At 60.5% G+C, this 19380-nt stretch carries 19 protein-coding genes; 2 read left to right on the plus strand and 17 right to left on the minus strand.

Annotated elements, in window-relative coordinates:
- Nucleotides 1-505 precede the first annotated feature (505 nt).
- A complete protein-coding gene (locus QOL84_RS02910; protein WP_283436096.1) occupies nucleotides 506-1102 on the plus strand; it encodes a trimeric intracellular cation channel family protein in 597 nt (198 codons plus the stop codon).
- Nucleotides 1103-1105: 3 nt separating this feature from the next.
- On the opposite strand, the gene QOL84_RS02915 is transcribed toward QOL84_RS02910, so the two are convergent.
- From QOL84_RS02915 to QOL84_RS02925, 3 genes are all read right to left on the minus strand, one after another.
- Entirely contained in the window at nucleotides 1106-2212 is a 1107-nt protein-coding gene (locus tag QOL84_RS02915; protein ID WP_283436097.1) for a Gfo/Idh/MocA family protein, read from the minus strand.
- 201 nt (nucleotides 2213-2413) lie between these two features.
- Nucleotides 2414-3181 carry an SDR family oxidoreductase gene (locus QOL84_RS02920; protein ID WP_016985259.1) on the minus strand — a complete coding sequence of 256 codons (768 nt, stop codon included), beginning with the start codon at nucleotides 3179-3181 and terminating at the stop codon, nucleotides 2414-2416.
- A gap of 22 nt (nucleotides 3182-3203) precedes the next feature.
- Entirely contained in the window at nucleotides 3204-4271 is a 1068-nt protein-coding gene (locus QOL84_RS02925) for a phosphotransferase family protein (protein ID WP_283436098.1), read from the minus strand.
- Between the two features lie 190 nt (nucleotides 4272-4461).
- On the opposite strand from QOL84_RS02925, the gene QOL84_RS02930 reads away from it, so the two are divergent.
- Nucleotides 4462-4857 carry a DUF4280 domain-containing protein gene (locus QOL84_RS02930; protein ID WP_283436099.1) on the plus strand — a complete coding sequence of 132 codons (396 nt, stop codon included), beginning with the start codon at nucleotides 4462-4464 and terminating at the stop codon, nucleotides 4855-4857.
- 249 nt (nucleotides 4858-5106) lie between these two features.
- Here the strand turns inward: QOL84_RS02930 and QOL84_RS02935 are convergent, their stop codons facing one another.
- The 14 genes from QOL84_RS02935 to tssB all read right to left on the minus strand — a co-directional run bounded on the left by QOL84_RS02935 (nucleotide 5107) and on the right by tssB (nucleotide 19228).
- Nucleotides 5107-5649, minus strand: coding sequence for a toxin-antitoxin system YwqK family antitoxin (locus QOL84_RS02935; RefSeq protein WP_283436100.1), 543 nt, complete (start codon nucleotides 5647-5649; stop codon nucleotides 5107-5109).
- A gap of 10 nt (nucleotides 5650-5659) precedes the next feature.
- On the minus strand, nucleotides 5660-7669 hold the full coding sequence (locus tag QOL84_RS02940) for a type VI secretion system Vgr family protein (RefSeq protein WP_283436101.1): 2010 nt from the start codon (nucleotides 7667-7669) through the stop codon (nucleotides 5660-5662).
- 32 nt (nucleotides 7670-7701) lie between these two features.
- Nucleotides 7702-8370 (minus strand): endonuclease/exonuclease/phosphatase family protein, encoded by a 669-nt coding sequence (locus QOL84_RS02945; RefSeq protein WP_283436102.1) that lies wholly within the window; start codon nucleotides 8368-8370, stop codon nucleotides 7702-7704.
- A 13-nt stretch (nucleotides 8371-8383) separates the two neighbouring features.
- Nucleotides 8384-8932: a hypothetical protein gene (locus tag QOL84_RS02950; RefSeq protein WP_283436103.1), complete on the minus strand. Its 549-nt coding sequence runs from the start codon at nucleotides 8930-8932 to the stop codon at nucleotides 8384-8386.
- A 17-nt stretch (nucleotides 8933-8949) separates the two neighbouring features.
- A complete protein-coding gene (locus QOL84_RS02955; protein WP_283436104.1) occupies nucleotides 8950-9573 on the minus strand; it encodes a hypothetical protein in 624 nt (207 codons plus the stop codon).
- 44 nt (nucleotides 9574-9617) lie between these two features.
- A complete protein-coding gene (locus tag QOL84_RS02960) occupies nucleotides 9618-10181 on the minus strand; it encodes a hypothetical protein (protein WP_283436105.1) in 564 nt (187 codons plus the stop codon).
- Nucleotides 10182-10245: 64 nt separating this feature from the next.
- A complete protein-coding gene (locus QOL84_RS02965) occupies nucleotides 10246-10758 on the minus strand; it encodes a hypothetical protein (protein WP_283436106.1) in 513 nt (170 codons plus the stop codon).
- 58 nt (nucleotides 10759-10816) lie between these two features.
- Nucleotides 10817-13357, minus strand: coding sequence for a type VI secretion system ATPase TssH (gene tssH / locus QOL84_RS02970; protein WP_283436107.1), 2541 nt, complete (start codon nucleotides 13355-13357; stop codon nucleotides 10817-10819).
- Between the two features lies 1 nt (nucleotide 13358).
- Nucleotides 13359-14384, minus strand: coding sequence for a type VI secretion system baseplate subunit TssG (tssG, locus tag QOL84_RS02975; RefSeq protein ID WP_283436108.1), 1026 nt, complete (start codon nucleotides 14382-14384; stop codon nucleotides 13359-13361).
- Complete coding sequence (tssF, locus tag QOL84_RS02980; protein WP_283436109.1) at nucleotides 14348-16141, minus strand: type VI secretion system baseplate subunit TssF; 1794 nt, start codon at nucleotides 16139-16141, stop codon at nucleotides 14348-14350. The genes tssG and tssF overlap by 37 nt, the downstream gene beginning before the upstream one ends.
- Nucleotides 16125-16568, minus strand: coding sequence for a type VI secretion system baseplate subunit TssE (gene tssE / locus QOL84_RS02985; protein WP_129394381.1), 444 nt, complete (start codon nucleotides 16566-16568; stop codon nucleotides 16125-16127). The genes tssF and tssE overlap by 17 nt, the downstream gene beginning before the upstream one ends.
- Nucleotides 16569-16583: 15 nt before the next feature.
- A complete protein-coding gene (locus tag QOL84_RS02990; RefSeq protein ID WP_129394380.1) occupies nucleotides 16584-17081 on the minus strand; it encodes an Hcp family type VI secretion system effector in 498 nt (165 codons plus the stop codon).
- Between the two features lie 92 nt (nucleotides 17082-17173).
- Nucleotides 17174-18655, minus strand: a complete 1482-nt coding sequence (gene tssC, locus QOL84_RS02995) for a type VI secretion system contractile sheath large subunit (protein ID WP_129394379.1) — start codon at nucleotides 18653-18655, stop codon at nucleotides 17174-17176.
- A gap of 30 nt (nucleotides 18656-18685) precedes the next feature.
- A complete protein-coding gene (tssB, locus tag QOL84_RS03000) occupies nucleotides 18686-19228 on the minus strand; it encodes a type VI secretion system contractile sheath small subunit (protein ID WP_064390536.1) in 543 nt (180 codons plus the stop codon).
- Nucleotides 19229-19380 lie beyond the last annotated feature (152 nt).

The raw sequence follows: 19380 nt of genomic DNA on the forward strand, positions 1-19380 counted from the left end.
AAATCAGGTTGTCAGCGCGAGATCAGGGTGTGAACGCAAATCCGGTTGTCTGCGCGAGATCAAGGTGCGTACGCAACACCGGGTTGTCAGCGCAAAACCGGGTTGTGCGCGCGAAATCGACAGCCCGCGCAGGCTGATCTGGCGCCTTTACTGGCGCTTGCGGTGGCCTCGGCTATAAAGAATGAGTGGTCAGGTCTTGCGTGGCCGGTTGGGTCGCGCAAGTTTGTCTTCCATTTATCGCGGGTCGTCCTATGAACAATCCTGGGAAACGCGTGTTGCCGTTGGCTTTTTTTGCCGTGCTGCTGGCAGGCTGTGCCAGTCCGCCGCCACCGCCTCCTGTTGCTCCACCCCCACCGCCGGAACGTACATGCCAGGTCCTCGAAAACACTGAGGTTGCCGGCGACATGTATGTCGACGGGCAAGTGACTCGACACACCACCACCACCCGTTGCGTCACTCAATAACGCCGGCGGGGCACAAGTCCCGGGTTGAGCGGATTGTACTGGTGGCCGATCTGCTCGGCACGGCGGTGTTTGCCGTGGAAGGCGCCATTGCGGCGATGCGCAGTCAGCTCGACTTGCTCGGGGTGATGGTCATCGCGTTTATTGTCGCGCTCGGCGGTGGCGTGACGCGTGACTTGCTGATTGGCGCCACGCCACCCAACGCGGTGGCCGATTGGCGCTATCCGGCGCTGGCGTTTTTCATGGGCGGGCTGGCGTTCGTGTTCCATGAACACGTGCTGAGCTGGTCCGGTTCGACCCTGATTGTGCTGGACGCCGCCGGGTTGGCGCTGTTTGCCGTAGCCGGCGCGCAGAAGGCTTTGAATTTCGCGATTACGCCATTTGTGGCGATGCTGATGGGCACGATTACCGGCGTCGGCGGCGGGGTGATCCGGGACATCGTGCTGGCGCGGATACCCGTGGTGCTGCAGGCGGATCTGTATGCCAGTTCGGCGTTTACCGGTGCGGCGGTGTTGATCATCGCGCGGCGCTGCGGTGTGTCGCCGGTGGCAGCAGCGTTGCTGGAAGGCGCAGCGTGTCTGCTGCTGCGCCTGTTGTCAGTGCATTTCGGCTGGCAGTTACCGAAGGTCATTGACGCCTGAATCTCAAACCTCTTCCAGGCTGACCCAACGCTGCTCGCGCGCAGCGAGGCGAATCGCCGTGGCCAGACGCTCGACCGCCCAGGCCTGTTCGAAGTCGGTGCCACCCTGATGGTTGCCGGCCAGCGCCATCAGCACGTCATGCACCTCCAGCGTCTTCAGTTCGTTGTAGCCCAATTGATGACCCGGGGCTGGGCTGAATGCGGCGTAGCCCGGCAGGTTGGGGCCGGCGAGCAGGCGCTGGAAGCCGTCCTGCCCGGCGCGGAACAGACGCAGTTCATTCAAACGCTCCTGATCGAACGTCAGGGTGCCGCGCGTGCCACTGATTTCAAAGCTCAGGTGATTTTTGTAGCCGTGCTTGAGCCAACTGCTGCTGAACGTGCCTCGGGCGCCGTTGGCGAAACGCAGCAGGGCGTGCACTTGATCGTCGACGTTGATCGGTTTTTGCGTGGTGCCGGCCGGGCGTTGGGTGTGCACGGTGTGAGTGTCGGCACAAACGGCTTCAACGTCGCCGACCAGATAGCGCGCCATCGACAGCAAGTGACTGCCGAGATCGGCCAGTGCACCGCCGGCATGCGCCGGATCGCAGCGCCATGACCACGGCGAATCGGGGTCGGCCATGAAGTCTTCGCTGAATTCGCCCTGAAAGCTGATGATCTCGCCGAGTTCGCCGTCGCGAATCAGGTCATGCGCCAAGGTGATCATCGGGTTGTGCTGATAGTTGTAGCCGACCCGCGTGACCACACCGGCGTCTCTCGCCGCCTGACGCATCGCGCTGGCTTGTTCGAGGCTCACCGCCAGGGGCTTTTCGCAGTAAACCGCTTTGCCGGCAGCCAGGGCGGCCATGGCCATTGGATAGTGCAGGTGATTAGGGGTGGTGATGGCGACCAGATTGACTTTGGGGTCATTGATCAAGTGTTGCCAGTCGCTGTGATGGGCGGCAAATCCCCAGGCTTCGGCACACTGGCGGGCACGCTGTGGATCGGCGTCGGTGAGGGCGGCGAGGTTGAGTTTGAATGGCAGTTCGAAGACTGCACTGACATTGCGAAACGCCAAGGCATGGGCACGGCCCATGAAACCTGTGCCGATGAGACCGATACCGAGTTCGCGCATAGCCTTCTTCCTTTGGATTTTTATTTTCAGGAAGGCTATTTATGGAATAAAAATTCCCTTAATGCAAATTTCAGAATAATTATTCAATCCATGTAGGAGCTGCCGCAGGCTGCGATGTTGTTTTAAAGACAAGATCAAAAGATCGCAGCCTGCGGCAGCTCCTACATGGGTCAGTCGATCAGTACATGGGGTGGCTGGAGGTCAGGACAGGAAACCACCGTCCACATTCAGCGCAACGCCGGTGGTGTAGCTCGACGCATCACTCGCCAGGTACAACACCGCACCGGCCATTTCACTCGGATCGGCCACGCGTTTGAGCGGGATCTGCGTCAGCGCCTGCTTGAGGATCGCGTCGTTCTTCACCAGCGCCGAGGCGAACTTGGTGTCGGTCAGACCCGGCAACAGGGCGTTGCAACGGATGCCGAACTGCGCGCATTCCTTGGCGAAGACCTTGGTCATGTTGATCACCGCCGCCTTGGTCACCGAGTAGATGCCCTGGAAAATGCCCGGCGAGATACCGTTGATAGACGCCACGTTGATGATGCTGCCACCACCGTTTTCGCGCATCAGCTTGCCGGCTTCGACGGACATGAAGAAGTAGCCGCGAATGTTCACGTCAACGGTTTTCTGGAAGGCACTCAGATCAGTGTCCAGCACGTTGCAGAATTGCGGGTTGGTCGCGGCGTTGTTGACCAGAATGTCGAGGCGGCCGAACTGTTCCTTGATCCCGGCGAACACCTGGGCAATCTGCTCCATTTCACCGATGTGGCAGGCCACCGCAGTGGCTTTGCCGCCAGCCGCGATGATCGCATCGGCGACGTGCTGGCAGCCGTCGAGTTTGCGGCTCGAGACGATGACGTGGGCGCCTTGCTGGGCCAACAGTTTGGCGATCGCTTCACCGATGCCACGGCTGGCGCCGGAAACGAAAGCGATTTTACCGTCGAGGTCGAACAACTGAGTCTTGGACATAAGGGTTCCTGGGTGTGGGCCGTCAGAGGCTCGATTTCGCAATGACTTGCAGGCTCATCTGCTCCAGCAGTTTGTTCATGTGAATGAACTGCGCGAAGCGTTTGTCCTGGGTCTGGCCATGGTAGAAGCGGTAGTAGATCTGCTGCACGATGCCGGCCAGGCGGAACAGGCCGTAGGTGTAGTAGAAGTCGAAATTGTCGATCTGGATGCCCGAACGCTCGGCGTAGTAATCGACGAACTCGCGGCGCGTGAGCATGCCCGGCGCGTGGCTCGGCTGGCGGCGCATCAGTTGCACCGGCGCCGGATCGTCGGCCTGAATCCAATAGGCGAGGGTGTTGCCCAGGTCCATCAGCGGATCGCCGAGGGTGGTCAGTTCCCAGTCGAGCACGCCGATGATCTGCATCGGGTTGTGCGGGTCGAGGATGACGTTGTCGAAGCGGTAATCGTTATGAACGATGCTTGAGGTCGGATGATCGGCCGGCATCTTGTCGTTGAGCCAGGCTTTCACCGCTTGCCAGTGCGGCGCGTCCGGGGTCAGGGCCTTTTCGTAGCGCTCGCTCCAGCCTTTGATCTGGCGGGCGACGTAGCCTTCGGGTTTACCCAGATCGCCGAGGCCGCAAGCGTTGTAGTCAACGCGGTGCAGTTCGACGAAACGGTCGATGAAGCTTTTGCACAGTGCCTCGGTTTTCGCCGAATCGAGGCCCAGTTCCGGCGGCAGTTCCGAGCGCAGAATGATCCCGTTGACGCGTTCCATCACGTAGAACTCGGCGCCGATCACCGAATCGTCGGTGCAGTGCACGTAGGCTTTCGGGCAATACGGAAAGCCGTCGCGCAGCTGATTGAGAATGCGGAATTCGCGGCCCATGTCGTGGGCGGATTTGGCCTTGTGGCCGAATGGCGGACGGCGCAGGACGAATTCCTGCTCCGGGTATTCGAGCAGGTAGGTCAGGTTCGACGCACCGCCGGGGAACTGGCTGATCGCAGGTGTGCCGCTGAGGCCCGGAATGTGCGCCTTGAGGTACGGATCGATCAGGCTGGCATCGAGTTCTTCGCCAGAGCGGATACGGGTGGACTGGTCAGTAAGCGCCATGCTTATCCCTTCTGCTTATTTTGGAGGCCAGACATCATTGGCTAATCTAATGGTGCGCTCGGGCGGTCACAAGCGCGGGTCGGTCTTATAGGTTAGCGTGTTGCCGGATAATCACCTTTGGGAATGTGCGCGCCGGGCCATCGCAGGCTAAGGTTTAGCGGGTATGCCGTGTTCGCCAAGGAGGCTTGAGATGGGCTGTCCGCAAGTCTGTGCCAGTGCCACATTGCAATGCAGTTTTGGCGCCGCGCCGTCGATGCTCAACGTGCTGCCGCTGAATCGCACGCTGACCGGCGGCATGCCGGCGGCGAACATCATGGACCACATCCCGTTGGTCAACATCCTGCCGTTCGGGGTATGCATGAGCCTGGCCAATCCGATGGTCGCCGCAGCGACGGCTGCCGCGCTTGGCGTGTTGACGCCGATGCCGTGCATCCCGGCGACCGCAGCGCCATGGATCCCCGGTGGAGCGCCGACGCTGTTGCTGGGCGGGATGCCGGCGATCGACGCCAACAGCACGCTGATGTGCACGTGGGCGGGAGTGATCAAGATTGTCATGCCGGGGCAGATGCAGATGCTCATCCCCTGAACCCCCTGTAGGAGCTGCCGAAGGCTGCGATCTTGATGATCGCTCCCACGCTCCGCGTGGGAGCGCAGCCCGGGACGCTCTGCGTTCCATCCAGAGCCGAACGCGGAGCGTCCGTTGAGGCGTTCCCACGCAGAGCGTGGGAACGATCATAAAATCAAAAGATCGCAGCCTTCGGTAGCTCCTACAGGGGGGCGGTGGGGTTCGACAAATTCTGTGGGAGCGGGCTTGCGTCGATACAGCCGGAAAACTTCAGGCCTGCTGCGGATCGGCCCACTGGCGATACCACCAGCGCACCCGCGAAATCGGCTTGCCATCGGCGCCCAGCGGTCGACCGTCCTCGGCATAACCCTGCTCCGGCTCGATCAACTGCCCATTCAGATACCGAGCTTCCAGCGCCGGTTTGCCATTGGCATGAAAGCGCTGATAACGCCCCTCACGTACGCCATCGCGATAAAACTCCGCCTCCGCCACTTGCCCGTCCGGGAAGTAATTGAACGCCTCGCCATGCAACAATCCCCGCCGATAGGTCGCCTTGCGCTGGAGAAACCCCTCTGGTGCGTAAAAACTCGCGACCCCTTGCAGCTTGTCGCGCACGAACGGCATTTGCGCCGAGACCTTGCCATTCGGGTGATACAGCAGTGACGTGCCCTGCAACTCACCCTCGCGGTAATGCAGATCGGCCTGCTTGCGCCCGTCATCCTTGATGTTCAGCGGCCCGTCGAGCTGACCGTCCTGCAAACGTCCCTTGAGCTGCTTGTCCGCCTGCTGCAGATCCAGCGGTGTGATCGCCATGGCTTGTCCTTCAGTTGACCTGCACCAGGCCGCCCTTGATGGTCAGCATGCCGCCACCGTCGACGGTCTGCGAGGCCGCGCCCTTGTTGGTCAGGCTGATGCCGGCGTCGTTGGTCAGCGTCGTGCCGGCCTTGTTGTCCAGCGAAGTGCCGGCCTGATTGGTCAGCGCCGTGCCGGCCTTCTGCGTGATCGAAGTGCTGGCCGACGTCGCCAGATCGGCGCCGCTCTTGATGGTGAAACTGCCGCCGCTTTGCAGGGTGAGGGTGCCGCTGACCTTGATGGTCAGGTTGCCGTCCACGGTCAGGCTGTAATCGCCGGTGACCTTGTCGGTGTAGTTGCCGCCGGTGCTGTGGTTCTGATCGGCGCCGACTTTCACCGTTCGGCTGTCTTTCACATCGAGGCTGTCGCTGCCGGTCTGAATCGTGACGCTGCGTTTGCCCTTTTCCAGCGTGACGGTTTCGTCACCGTCCTTCACCGTGTGCGTGCGCGCGTTTTGTACCGTGAGGGTTTCGTCGTGGCCGACGGTGGCGGTGGTGTCGTTGAGCACGTTGATGTTCAGATCTTTCTGCGCCTGCAAGAACACTTCTTCGGCGTCTTTCTTGTCCTCGAAGCGCAATTCATTGAAGCCGCCACCACCCTTGGACGACTGGGTCTTGATCCCCGACTGGGTCTGATTGGCCGGCAGCGCGTAGGGCAGGGCGTTGTCGCCGTTGTAGACGCAACCGGTCACCAGTGGCCGATCCGGATCGCCGTCGATAAAGGTCACGATGACCTCCTGGCCGATGCGCGGCACAAACTGCATACCGAAACCCTTGCCGCTCCACGGCAGTACCACGCGCACCCAGCAGGAACTGGTCTCGTCGTTCTTGCCGTCGCGATCCCAAGGGAACTGCAACTTGATCCGCCCGTATTCGTCAGTCCAGATTTCCTCGCCGGATTTGCCAACGACGATCGCTGTTTGCGCATGCATGCGTGGTTTCGGTGTGGTGCGCTGCGGGCGAAACGTGGTGCTTTTGGGGATCGCTTCGAAGCGGTTGCGATAGCTTTCGTGAGTGGCGTCATGGGTGACCCGCGTCACCACCCAATCGATGTTCAGACTGCTGTCGTCATGCCCGTCGAGGGTGAACCAGTGCCCGGGAATCAGCCAGCGACAGTCACTCTCACCGACAAAGCGTTTCTCTTCACTGCGCAAACCGTCGACGCGCTGCTTGGTCAGCGCATCACCTTGGGCTTTGGCGTTGTAACCGCCCGGATGTTCATAGACTGACAGCGGGCCGGCTACTGCTTCAGCCTGGCCATACAGCGAGGTGGTCGGCGTGGTGAATTCGTAATCGGTGGCCCGATAGACCCCGGCCACCGCCTGCAAACACACCTGCCCTGAACGGATCCCGTGCAACTCGCGCAGCCCCAGGCCTTGCCCCAGATAGCTGACCTTCGGCCCGTTGGGAATCTGCACGAAGGCGTCGTTGCTGTCGCCCAAAACCAATGTGTGCTTACCGGCGTCGTGGGTGAAAAACCAGAAGATGCCATCCTCTTCGAGCAGCCGGGAGACGAAGGCGAAATCGCTCTCGCCGTACTGCACACAGTATTCGCGCGGCGTGTAGCTGCCGGTCAGCGACAGTTTGAAATCGGTAAAACCGTACGCCTTGAAAATCGTCGTGACGATGTCGGAGGTGGCAAGGTTTTGGAAAATACGATTGTTGCTTCCGAGTGTCAGCCACCACAGCCACGGCCTCAGCAATAGCTGATAGCGCTCAGCAGTAGCATCGGCGGGGAGCTGGCGGATCTCGGCGACCAGCGCATCGAACGGGCGGACCAGGGCATCGTTGTGCAACGTCGTGGTGACGTGGCTGGCGACAGCGCTGGTAAGGGTGAGCGCGGTGCCGTCATTGAGGCCGTTGAGGATTTGTGAGCCGAGGGCATTGAGCGCTTCTTCGCCGGACAGCGATTCAGGGAAAAGCGCCGACAGTGAGGTGGCGGTGAGGGAGAGCGAAGTATTGCTGTCGACGGAACGCGGCATCGAAAATCCTCAAAGTCAGCGGAAATTGAACTTCAACCGGTGACGTCAAAAAGAATCGGCCGGTGATCCGGGCCAGACATGTCGAAGATATGCGCCAGCCCGGTGATGTCGACGACGTTGACGGTCACGTCCGCCGACGCCAGGACCCAGTCGAGAATCCCGCCTTTGGCTTGTGTCTGCTGCCCGCCCCAGCAATCGTAGGCAAGGCCTGCGGTGTCGAGTTGGCCGACGTTGGCGTAATCCAGATTGAGATCGCCGGTGGCGACCCATCGACCGCCCAGCGCGGTGCAGGATTTAAGTTGGCTTCGGGTCAGTCCGGTCTGCCCGGATTTGAAGTGCGCGAGAAACACATAGCCGGTATAGCCGTTGACCCCACTGGCCTCCACGGCAATCAGATCTCGGTTCAGGCCATGCAGGCTTCCCTGACTACAGACTTGAAGCCTTTCGAAGCTTTTGACCATGACGATGTAAGCGTTCGAATAACCACCGGTGAAAGAGTAGACCGTGTAGTTCTGATAGATGTCAGCGAGATTGCTGCGGTAATTAACGATCTGCGCCGAATGGATCTCGCATAAAAAGACAATGTCGGCATCCCAGGCATTACTTGAACAGCAGTTGTGCAGAAAAAAATCGACTTGGGTCTGTTTAACCTGTGAGGAGGATTTACCGTTTTTTTCGACGTTGAAACTCCCGATTCTCATGCCTCACCTTTCCTTATTCAATGTAGGCGTTGGCCACCTGCAGACAACTGCTGCAGGGCGCAAGGAATTGTTCATCGGCTTTGGCGACGGCCACGTAAGCGTGTAGAACCCGGGTGTCTTCGATGTCCGGGTGGCCGGCCAGCGATAGCTCGACGATGACATCCCCCCAGTGGTGTATCGCGCTGATGATTTTTTTCTCCGCACAGCCTGGGTTCCAGTACTGCGAGCTGATTTGCGGCAGCGTCGTTGTGCAGGCGCAGATTCCCTGCTCGTGGTTGTATGGCGTTGCGTCTATTGCCTGGCGAGTTGCGTGGTAGAGCCAGTTCGAGACGCCAAAACCGCCGGTGATCGCCCTGATGTTTCGCTGTATGTCCGGAGAAACGGCGGTGTACCAGTAGCCTTGTGCAGACCAGCAAACGGCAATGACGCCTGGAGCATTTATCCCTCGCCAAGTGAGAAAGTCCGAGAGCGTCTGTGCAACGGTATAGGTCCTCTCGTCCGGGCCTGGAATGTTGCCGAAGTGTCCGGCCAATAAATGCTTTGTCGTCCTGTCAAGGCTCATATCCAACTCCCTGTAATTCAGTCATCGAATTGGCCCAGTGCATAAGGCACTCGGTCTTTCACCTGCCATGCATCAGCGTTGACCCGGATGATTGCCGATCCGTAAACGTGCCAATACGCGCCTCTTTTGATGCAAATGACGGTGTGTTCATATCCACCCGTGTTGTCCTTGTCCGGGCCGAAATAACGGCGGCAACGCTCCTGAGTTGTGTTGTCAGGGCCTGAATAGTCATTGTTGGTCACGCGGATCTTTTGTGCGCCCACGACCAGGCCACCCATGGCGTTGCCATCGGAATCATGAAAAAAACGATTGCCCGTGGCGGTGGCATGAACCGAAAGCGCGCAGCCGTTCATGGGATAGGTCACCACCAGGGTGCCATCGGGTTGACCGCTGGGTACGTCGCAATAACGTGCTTCTCCCTGACTGAACGGGATGTACCAGTCCGGACCGCCGGCTACCACGTCTATCCGGTAGATACTTGACTGGTTATAGCGCGTGCAGGTCAGCGTGCATGCGCCTCCGACCGCGTCGCGGAGGGCATCGCCGCGTACGATGAACCCCCAGGCACTGATCGCGACACCAGGCTGGTTGCGTAGCAAAGCGAGTACTTCGTTACCGGGTTTCATGATCGGCGTGTCCATGTCTTGATCGGGGGCGATGGAGATCTACAGCCAACAGATTTTTTCTATGGTCCTTTTTGCTCTTCCTCTGCGACGGCGGCCGCCGCGCTGTCTTTGTTCTTTTTGTAAAAAATCAAAGTTTCGAGCTTGGTGTCTCGTTCAAGGGCAGAGGTATGCGAAGGGTAGTGGAGGAGTATTTTCTGGCCCATTTCCAGGATCCAGTTGTCAGGCGCCGCTGTTGGGGAATAGTTGTTTTCCAGGGCCGTACTGGAAAAAGAGTTTTTTGCCAGGATGTATTTGTTTTTTTTGTTACCCGTGATCAGGACGATTCCGCCTACTTTTAAACAGCGGTCGGTGTCTGCGTCGATTAACGAAAAACCATGCGGCGACACACCGATTATCAGATCCAGGCTTTTGGGCGTGAGGGTCGAATAGAAATTCGCAGAATGGCTGTAGTTGAAGAGAGGCTCAGGTGCACTCACCATCCCGGCAAATATCCCCAGCATCACCCCGTCCAGCACATTTTTTACTGAGGTCAGTGGGTCATAATTCAGAACTTCGCACTCTACGGAGAAATCATCCGCAGCCATCGGCAGCAAGCCAGCCGCTACATTAAGTACCTTCTTCATGTCGCCTCCCTTGAATTGATCCGTCTCGGCTTGTCCGTGCGAAGGCGGGCCGCTGAACTCAGAACTATTTTTTTGCAGGTTCCGGGATTCCGAAATAAGGACACCACCGTACCGGGCCCCAGACAGTAATCTTGTGCGTTTGGCCAATTCGACTGTGGTAGGGCGAATTGGGGTTTTCCGCGTTATTTCCTGCGACGCCCAATCCACCGTTCTTGATGATGCAGAATGCATGGCCGACAGAACTCGGACTTTCATTGAACCCATTGATACCGGTGTTGACCGCCAGGTATCGACCATCCAGATCTTTTGCCATCAATGTCTTGAGCTCTCCCCATGGCTTGTCGCTGTATATCTTCTTCATGCGTAGGTGGCCGGCAATCGATTCAACAATCGTGTCGTTCTCGAGTTTTCTGGCTGATTCGATCCAGCCCTTCTGTAAAAAGAAATTGATAGCGGCGTGTGCATTGATTCCCAGCACTTTGGAAAATGACATGGCCACGCAGTTTTTATCTTCCGCCAACCTGTCCTTTGGGGTTTTGCTGTCCAGGTCGTCAATTTGAAAAGGGTTATAAGGCATTGGCTCACTCCGGTTCTTTGACAAAGGTTGGCGTTCTCGCCCAGTAGGCAAAAGGGGGTTATTCCAACACCCACTCCGCCAACTTCCCCGTCACCTGCGTCATCAACACATTCTCGACATCCCGCGCGCCCGCTGCGCTGCACTTGGCGAGCACCGCTTTAACAATCCCTGAATCAAATTCGAACTGTTTGCCGGTCGCCGCCTTGTAGCGGCCACGCAATTTCTCCAGCTTGGCCAACACGATGCCTTCCAGCGTCGCCTCGTCCAGTGGCCGATACGCGACCACGGTCATGCGCGCCAGAAACGCCGGGCGGAAGGCTTGCAGGAGGACTTTGTGCAGCGCTTCGTTAAAGGCATCGCTGCCGAGTTGCGCGACCGGGGTGTCGAGCAACAACTCAGCGCCGACATTGCTGGTGGCGAGCATTACGGTGTTCTTGAAATCCACCACCAACCCGGTACCGTCCTCCATCAAGCCTTTATCGAAGACGTTGTAGAAGGCTTCGAGAACATCCGGGTGGGCCTTCTCGATTTCGTCCAGTAACACCACCGAATAGGGCTTGCGCCGTACCGCTTCGGTCAGCACGCCGCCGCTGCCGTAGCCGACATAACCGGGCGGCGCACCTTTGAGCTGGCTGACGGTGTGGGCTTCCTGGTACTCGGAAAGATTGATGCTGATCAGGTTGCGCTCGCCGCCATACAAGGCGTCGGCCAGCGCATAGGCGGTTTCGGTTTTGCCGACGCCGGTGGGGCCGACCAGCAGGAACACCCCGACCGGTTTTTGCGGGTCGGTGAGGCCGGCGCGGTAGGCTTGCAAGCGCTGCGCGATGGTGTTGAGCGCGGTGCTCTGGCCCATGACGCGCTGGCTCATCCGCGTGCCAAGAGTGCGCACGGCGTGGGCTTCGTCGGCGAGCATCTTGCCGACGGGAATGCCGGTCCAGCCGGCGATAACGGCGGCGACGGTTTTCGCGTCAACCTGTTCCGGCACCAGCGGATCGTCCTGGCGGATCGCATCCAGTCCAGCCTCAAGCCGCAGCAATTCGGCGGCCAGATGATCGATGCGGCTGTCGGTGGCCTCATCGGGTTTGTCGCTGTCGGCGCGCTCACTCAAATCGAGCAATTCGCGGCGGGTCACGAGCAGTTCGCGCACGGCCACACGTTCCTCGCCCCAGCGGGTTTCCAGTTCACGAATCGCTTGCACATTGGTTTTCGATTCATCTTCCAGCAGGGTGATGCGCTCACGGTGATCGAGGCCTGTGGCCTGTTCGCGGCGCAGGCGTTCGACTTCGTCTTTCAGGCTGTTCTGCCGGTGGCGCAGGCTTTCCAGTGGCGGCGGCACGTCGTGCTGGCCGAGGGCGACGCGGGCGCAGGCAGTGTCGAGGACGCTGATGGCTTTGTCCGGTAACTGGCGGCCGGAGATGTAGCGGTGCGAGAGTTTTACCGCTTCGTGAATCGCTGCATCGAGTACCTGCACGCCGTGGTGCTGCTCGAGTTTGGCGGCGACGCCACGGAGCATTTCCACGGCGGTGATTTCGTCCGGCTCTTCAACCTGCACCAGTTGAAAACGCCGGGCGAGGGCCGGGTCTTTCTCGAAGTATTTTTTATATTCCATCCAGGTCGTGGCGGCGAGGGTGCGCAACTCACCTCGGGCCAGCGCCGGTTTCAGCAGGTTGGCGGCATCGCTGCCACCCTCGGCACCGCCCGCGCCGATCAGCGTGTGGGCTTCGTCGATGAACAGGATGATCGGTTTGTCGGCGTTGCGTACCGCGTCGATCACGCCTTTCAAACGTTGCTCGAATTCGCCTTTGACCCCGGCGCCGGCCTGCAACAAACCGAGGTCGAGCACGCGCAGGCTGACGTCTTGCAATGACGGCGGCACATCGCCGGCGGCGATGCGCAAGGCCAGGCCTTCGACCACGGCGGTTTTACCGACCCCGGGAGCGCCGACCAGAATCGGGTTGTTCTGCCGGCGCCTCAACAGAATGTCGATGCACTGACGGATCTCGCCGTCGCGCCCGACAATCGGATCGATGCGTCCGGCGTGGGCGTCGGCGGTCAGATCCTGAGTGTATTGATCGAACACCGAGTCTTGCCGTGGCGCAGGATGACCGGCGGATGCGTTTCGCGCACCGACATGTTCGCGCGAGTTTTCCGTCCACTCCAACAGGTTGGCGCGCAGGGCTTCCTTGGGGATACGCAGCAACGACGACGCACTGTTGAGCAGCAGGCTGCGGCGTTCATCGCGATCAATCAAGGCCAGCAACAGCAACCCGGAACGAATACTGTCGATGCCCAGCACGCTGGCCTGCACCACCGCGTCTTCCAGCAACCCGAGCGTGTGCCCCGACAAGGCTGGCGTGCGGGTACTGCCAGCCTTGAACAGGTCCAGTGCCTTGTTGATTTCCGCCGTCAGCGCATCACGTTCCAGACCAAAACGCGGCAACAGAAAAGCCAGGTCGCCGCCCTCGATGTCGAGCAGTTCCAGCAGTAAATGCTCAATCTCGACAAAGTGATGCCCGCGTTGCAAACACCGTTGCGCCGCACGTTCGAGCGCCCGGCGATTGTCCGGGTTGAGGCGTCCGATCAGGCTGGCCAGTTCCATTTCAGGTGATCTCCAGCTGACGAAGACGGGTTTCAATGGTTTGCACCGCGAGGCTGGCCTGGCGTTGCAAACCGCCGTTCCAGCTGAGTAGCGCTGGCGCCTGACGTCCAAGCTTCATTGGACCGGCGCCACGCACCAGCAACACCAGCCTGACGTCGAGGTCCGGGCCGAAATACAACGCGGCGAGGCTGGCCAGGGCCGGATGCGCTTCGCCGTCCGGCAAAAAACGCCCGGCTTGCGTCGCGGGCAGCGGCCCCAGCGTCAAGCGGATGCCGGCGTGTTCATCCCAGACCCGAGTCCCCGCCACGGCGGTGCGACCGAGCTGCAGATTGCGTCCGCCAGCCTTGATCAAACTGCGACTGGCCAGCGGGATTTCGCGCCACGCACCTTCGTAGGCAGTCAGCTCAACCGGCACGGCGAATTGCTCGCGAACGATCGCCGCAAACCCGGCCAGCGAACGTCGGCCATCGGCAAACAGCGCGGTACAGGCCAGCACTGCACAATCGGGAACGGCTTGGCGTTCCTGCAAGGATTTCGGTAGCAACCCGGTCAGTGCGCGCAGTTGTGCCTGCACGGGCGAAGCACCGGGGGTGACAAAACCCAGGGCGATCCGGTGTTTGCGCATCACCTTGTAGAGCAGGCTGAGCAGGCGATGCTGGAACAGATCCAGAAACGCCGCCGGCGCATGATCCTTGGCCCGCGCCCGCTGTTGCAGCCATTCCTGGTAGGCATAGGGCAGGGGGCCGTCCGGCCCGCCAAGACCGAAGACCGGTGTGTCGATGGTCAACGGCTCACCGGGTTCTTCGCGCAGATCTTCGATCTGGCTGGCGGCAAACATCGGCGTCAACGGCCCGCGCAGTTTCAGCGCTTCCGCTTGGGGCGCTGTGCCGCTGCCGAGGGATTCGGCTTGCGGTTGTTCGCGCTCCAGCAACAGCAACGCCTGCAACAATTCAAACGCCTGCGGATCGCGGCGCAGACGCTGGCTCAGGGTCAGAGCGACAGCGGCATGCCGGCTTGGGGTTGCCATGCCTTGACCTCCTTGTCAGCCTGCATGAGCACCGTGCGCACAAAGCGATTGGCCGTGGCGTACACCGAGAAGAACTGCGCCAGCACGGCGGAAAACAACACCGCGCTACTGCCGACAAAATGCTGTGGATCGAGCTGCAGTTGCACCTCCAGACCATTACGCCAACCACGCCAGGCATCGGCGCCGACATGGCCGATCACCCGCTCGCAACTGAGGCTCAGCAGGCCTTCGATCTGGCGGATTGCGCTGGCCTCATCGCGCAGGTTGTGCAGGTGCAGAATCTCCTTCAGCGCATCCAGCGCCTGCGGGCCTTCGACCAGCGACAAGTGATTGAGGGTCAGTTGCGACACCAGCCGCCAGCGCGAATCACCGTCCAGTCGCGGCAGGCTCTGCGCGCTCGGCGGATTGCGCAGGCGTGCCCAGGCCACCGGCCCGGGACGCTCGAAACCCAGCGGGGTGCCGGCGGGCAAACTCTGCGCCAGATGACGATTGGTGCAGAGCAATTCGGCGGTGAGGCTGTAATCGGGCAGATCGGTCAGTGGGTCGAAGCGGGTGTCGACCACGCTGAGCAAGATATCGCTGCCGAGGCGGTTCGGGGTCATCCCGCTGACGCGCCGCGCATGCCAGTAACGCTGCTGATCGCCGCCGCTGTGCTGGCTGCCGTAATACGCCGGTAGCCGTTGCACGCCGGCGCTGGAACTGGCGCGCACGCTGCGAATGCTGTGGATCTCGACACTGTTTTCGCGGTGGCTGTCGGCGATCAGGCGGTATTCGCTGCGCGTGCCGTCGGGGCGCAGTGGTTCCGACGTGCGCGGGAACAGGTTGATCACCGGCGCGCAGCCGAGGGCGATATCACTGGCCTGCAAATGCACGCGACTGGTGGGTGCACGGTCGAAGACGATGTACAGATACAAGGTCTGGCTGTCGCTGCTGACGCCGCTCAGCGGCAGGTCGAAGAAATGGAATTTGTCCGGGAAGGCAAAGTACTCGGCCAACAGACGCATGCCCGGGTGCACGCCATCTTCATCCGGCAACAGCACTTCGTCATCGCTGAAACCGACGACTTTCGGTAAACCCTGTACCGTCGCCGGCACGCTGCCGGGTGATCCCGCGAGCACCTGCACGGCATGCGCACCGAGCAAGTCGTACAGGCAGGCATTGATCACCGGCGAGGCGGCCAGATGAATGCGCAGTTGTTGAATGCCCAGCTCGGACCACTGGCTTTCACCCAGGCAGCTCAGGCTCAGGCGCAATGCCGAACGTGATTGCGCCACGCCGGTCAACGCCTGCGCTTCATCGCTGCCGAGCAACAGCGCTTCGGTCACTGCAACCGGCCACAGGCACACGGCGGCAGAGGTGCGAAAGTGCAGGCTTTCACCCTTGTGAGTGGTGACGAACAGCGGCGTGTCGCGGGGCAGGGGATAGCCTTCGTCGAGGTTGCCTTTGCTCGGGTCCGGCTCGAACTGGACGATGGCGCAGGACGGCAGGGGGCGCATCGCCAGCGGATAGAGTTGTTCGAGCAGGGCATCGCTGAACTCGGCGTAGTCGTCATCCAGACGCCGTTGCAGGCGTGCGGCGAGCAGCGCAAAACCTTCGAGCAAACGCTCGACATGCGGGTCGGGGCATTCGCCGGGCGACAGTTCCAGGCGCCGCGCGACTTTCGGATAACGCTCAGCGAACTGGCCGCCGGCGTGTCGTAGCCAGGTCAGTTCGCGTTGGTAATAGTCGAGCAGTTGCGGGTCAATCGAGTCGCTCATGGCGCACCTCCAGTCCTTGTCCGCCGGGCTCGATGACAAACGCTACCGGCCAGTGCTGCTGGCCGCTGCGCAACTCGCCGATCAGGCGAATGCTCATCTGCTGCGGTTGCTCGGGCACGGGATTGACCTGAACTTCGCCCAGACGCAGGCGCGGTTCGAAGTGGTTGATGGCTTCGCGGATGTCCCGCGCCAGTCGCCGCCGGTCATCGCTGCGCTGCTGTTGCAGAGCGCTCCAGTCGGCGATGCCGTAGTCGATCACGCTGGGAGGCTGGGTCAGCGTGCGCGGGCCACGGCGGGTATTGAACAGGCGCCCGAGCTCGGCGTGTACCGAGTCGAGCAGATCCTGCCGATCGAACTCCCGCGCACCGTCCGCCTCGCTGGAAGCGAGGCGTTCGAACAACGGTGGGAGGATGCCGGTGCCTGCCATGGCCGCGACGCCGGGTTAACTGACAAGCTTGTTGGCGGCCATGTCCCAGGTCGACGCGGCGGTGCCTTCCTTGGTGCCATCGTCTTTCTGCGCGGTGAGTTCCCATTTGATCTTGGTGAAGTTCAGCGACAGGGTTTCCACCGGTTTGCCGCCGGTACCGCCGCTGACGCTGACGTTGGAAATCACCACGTTGGTCAGGGTGTAGACGATAAACGGCATCAATTGCCCGCTGCCCTCGGCGGCGTTGCGGCCGATGGTGATGATGGCTTCGGGAATCGGTTTGCCGGCGCAGCAGTATTCGTTGAGGGACGGCGTCGAGCTGTCGACGAATTTGGTCAGGGTGAACTCGCCGACGTGCGGTTTGCCGGAGGTGCGCTCCGAGTTGCTGACGTCGTTGGTGACTTGCATGGCGACGTTGTGGCTGTAGGACATGACTTCGATCTTGTCCGCAAAACCTTCGAGCAGGCTGTCGCCTTTGATATCGCCGCCGAGGTCGAGAATGATTGCATCCATCGCTTGAAACTCCTGAAGAAATTCGAATTTGGCTGATCACTGACCTGTGGCGAGGGGGCAAGCCCCCTCGCCACTAGGTTTTTTCTTGAGCTTTAAGCGGCAACCGGTGGCGGCAACGTCGCCACCAGGCGGATCGACGCCGTCAGCTCCTCAAGCTGGAAGTGCGGCCGCAGAAACACCGTCGCGCGATAGGCGCCCGGCTTGCCGGCCACTTCGGTGACGTCCACGCGCGCCTCGCGCAACGGGTACTGCGCCTTGATTTCCTGCGGCGCGTTGTCGTTGATCAGCACGTAATCGGCGATCCAGTTGTTGAGGTAGGTCTGCACGTTGTCGCGGGTCATGAAGCTGCCGACCTTGTCGCGCATGATCACCTTCAGGTAATGCGCGAACCGCGATGCCGCGAGCACGTACGGCAACATCGCCGATATGCGCGCGTTGGCGTTGGCCTCGTTGGTGTTGTAGACCTTGGATTTGTTGGTGGTCTGGCCGCCGAAGAACACCGCGACGTCGCTGTTCTTCTTGTGGCACAGGGCGATGAAACCGAGGTCGTTGAGCTCCTTCTCGCGGCGGTCGGTGATCGCCACTTCGGTCGGGCACTTCAACGACAGGTCGCCGGAACTGGTACGGAAGGTATGCGCCGGCAAACCTTCCACCGCACCACCGCCTTCAGCGCCACGAATCGCCGCGCACCAGCCGTACTTGGCAAACGCTTCGGTGATGCGTTGCGACAGCGCCCATGCGGCGTTGCCCCACAGGTATTTACTGTGATCGGTGCCGTTGACGTCTTCGACGTAATTGATGCCTTCCACCGGCGATGTGTCCGGGCCATACGGCAGGCGCAGGAGGAAGTGCGGCAGCACCAGCGAGACGTAGCGTGAGTCTTCGCTTTCGCGGAACGAGCGCCACTTGATCAGCTCCTGGCTCTCGAAGACTTTCGACAAATCACGCGGCACTGCCAGTTCGGTGAAGCTGTTCATGTCGAACAGGCGTGGGCTGGCGGCGGCAATGAACGGTGCGTGCGCGGCAGCGGCAACGTTCGAGAGTTTTTCCAGCAGACCGATGTCCTGCGGGTGGCGGCCGAAGGTGTAGTCACCGACCAGTAAGCTGAAAGGGTGGCCACCGAAGGTGCCGTATTCCTCTTCATAGATCTTCTTGAACAGCGCGCTCTGGTCGAATTCGACGGCTTTTTCCAGGTCGTTCTGCAGCTCTTTCTGTGTGACGTTGAGCAGACGCAGTTTCAGCCGGGTGCTGGTTTCGGTGTTCTGCACCAGCATGTGCAGGCCCCGCCACGAGGCTTCGAGTTTCTGCAGGTCGGGATGGTGCAGCACTTCGTTGAGCTGGGCGCTGATCAGCTCGTCGATCTGGCTGATGCGGTCGTTGATCATCGCCACCGTGTCCTTGTCGATGGCCATGCCTTCGTCAAGCACCTGCGTGGCGAATTCCGCGAGCATGTCGCGGGCGTAATCCTGCTGACTGTCATCGTGGGCCATGCGGCCGTCGAGAATGATCTGGTCGAGCAGGGACAGTGTCTCGGTCGTACTGTCGCTGGCTTGTTTCTGAGCAGAAGCGGGCATGACGAATTCTCCCTCGAATCAGGTGGATGATCAGGCTTGCGGTTCGGCCGGCGCCTCGGCATCAGCTGCCGGGGTAGCGGTGTCTGGGCGGGCCGATTTGATCTCTTGCAAGCCTTCGGTGTTGGCGATGACATCGCGCAACAGCTTGTCCAGATCATCGTTGCCGTCGAGCTTGGTCAGCAGATCGCGCAGACGCTGGCGGGCCTCGAACAAACGGCGCAGCGGGGTGACTTGCTCCACCACCTTGACCGGGTCGAAGTCGTCGATGTGTTTGAAATTGAGTTCGATATTGAGCTTGCTGTCGTCGCCGCTGAGGGTGTTGTTGACTTGCAGCGTGGCGCGCGGGCTGATCGAGGCGAGTACTTCGTTGAAGTTGTCGCGATCGATTTCGGTAAAACGCCGTTCAGTCAGTTTTGCCAATGGTTCAAGCGGCTTGCCGGAGAGGTCGGCGAGAATCCCGACCACCAGCGGCAGTTCCTTTTTCTCGATGGCGTTGCCGATTTCGACGTCGTAGGTGATTTGCACTCGGGGCGGGCGCACCCGGTCGAGCTTGTGCTGAGTACTTTCTGCCATGTCGGCGGACTCCGATGCGATGGGCGGGCGCAATGCATCGGGGAGGCCCGTTCATCGCTTTCCCTTACTGGACCGTAGGTTAGAAAGGGGAGCAGATGACCTGTCGTTCCTTTGACAAACCTTCCTCATTCGGCAGTGCCTGCCGAACTACC

Origin of the sequence: Pseudomonas helmanticensis (assembly GCF_900182985.1) — a bacterium.
Lineage (GTDB): Bacteria > Pseudomonadota > Gammaproteobacteria > Pseudomonadales > Pseudomonadaceae > Aquipseudomonas > Aquipseudomonas helmanticensis.

What these genes read in the sequence shown, in the direction of transcription:
- tssE (WP_129394381.1), bottom strand. Translation starts at nt 16,568, where the DNA reads ATGGCAGGCACCGGCATCCTCCCACCGTTGTTCGAACGCCTCGCTTCC.
- QOL84_RS02955 (WP_283436104.1), bottom strand. Translation starts at nt 9,573, where the DNA reads ATGGACACGCCGATCATGAAACCCGGTAACGAAGTACTCGCTTTGCTA.
- QOL84_RS02915 (WP_283436097.1), bottom strand. Translation starts at nt 2,212, where the DNA reads ATGCGCGAACTCGGTATCGGTCTCATCGGCACAGGTTTCATGGGCCGT.
- QOL84_RS02920 (WP_016985259.1), bottom strand. Translation starts at nt 3,181, where the DNA reads ATGTCCAAGACTCAGTTGTTCGACCTCGACGGTAAAATCGCTTTCGTT.
- QOL84_RS02960 (WP_283436105.1), bottom strand. Translation starts at nt 10,181, where the DNA reads ATGAAGAAGGTACTTAATGTAGCGGCTGGCTTGCTGCCGATGGCTGCG.
- tssG (WP_283436108.1), bottom strand. Translation starts at nt 14,384, where the DNA reads ATGGCAACCCCAAGCCGGCATGCCGCTGTCGCTCTGACCCTGAGCCAG.
- tssB (WP_064390536.1), bottom strand. Translation starts at nt 19,228, where the DNA reads ATGGCAGAAAGTACTCAGCACAAGCTCGACCGGGTGCGCCCGCCCCGA.
- QOL84_RS02925 (WP_283436098.1), bottom strand. Translation starts at nt 4,271, where the DNA reads ATGGCGCTTACTGACCAGTCCACCCGTATCCGCTCTGGCGAAGAACTC.
- tssC (WP_129394379.1), bottom strand. Translation starts at nt 18,655, where the DNA reads ATGCCCGCTTCTGCTCAGAAACAAGCCAGCGACAGTACGACCGAGACA.
- QOL84_RS02945 (WP_283436102.1), bottom strand. Translation starts at nt 8,370, where the DNA reads ATGAGAATCGGGAGTTTCAACGTCGAAAAAAACGGTAAATCCTCCTCA.
- QOL84_RS02930 (WP_283436099.1), top strand. Translation starts at nt 4,462, where the DNA reads ATGGGCTGTCCGCAAGTCTGTGCCAGTGCCACATTGCAATGCAGTTTT.
- QOL84_RS02950 (WP_283436103.1), bottom strand. Translation starts at nt 8,932, where the DNA reads ATGAGCCTTGACAGGACGACAAAGCATTTATTGGCCGGACACTTCGGC.
- QOL84_RS02940 (WP_283436101.1), bottom strand. Translation starts at nt 7,669, where the DNA reads ATGCCGCGTTCCGTCGACAGCAATACTTCGCTCTCCCTCACCGCCACC.
- QOL84_RS02990 (WP_129394380.1), bottom strand. Translation starts at nt 17,081, where the DNA reads ATGGATGCAATCATTCTCGACCTCGGCGGCGATATCAAAGGCGACAGC.
- QOL84_RS02935 (WP_283436100.1), bottom strand. Translation starts at nt 5,649, where the DNA reads ATGGCGATCACACCGCTGGATCTGCAGCAGGCGGACAAGCAGCTCAAG.
- tssF (WP_283436109.1), bottom strand. Translation starts at nt 16,141, where the DNA reads ATGAGCGACTCGATTGACCCGCAACTGCTCGACTATTACCAACGCGAA.
- tssH (WP_283436107.1), bottom strand. Translation starts at nt 13,357, where the DNA reads ATGGAACTGGCCAGCCTGATCGGACGCCTCAACCCGGACAATCGCCGG.
- QOL84_RS02965 (WP_283436106.1), bottom strand. Translation starts at nt 10,758, where the DNA reads ATGCCTTATAACCCTTTTCAAATTGACGACCTGGACAGCAAAACCCCA.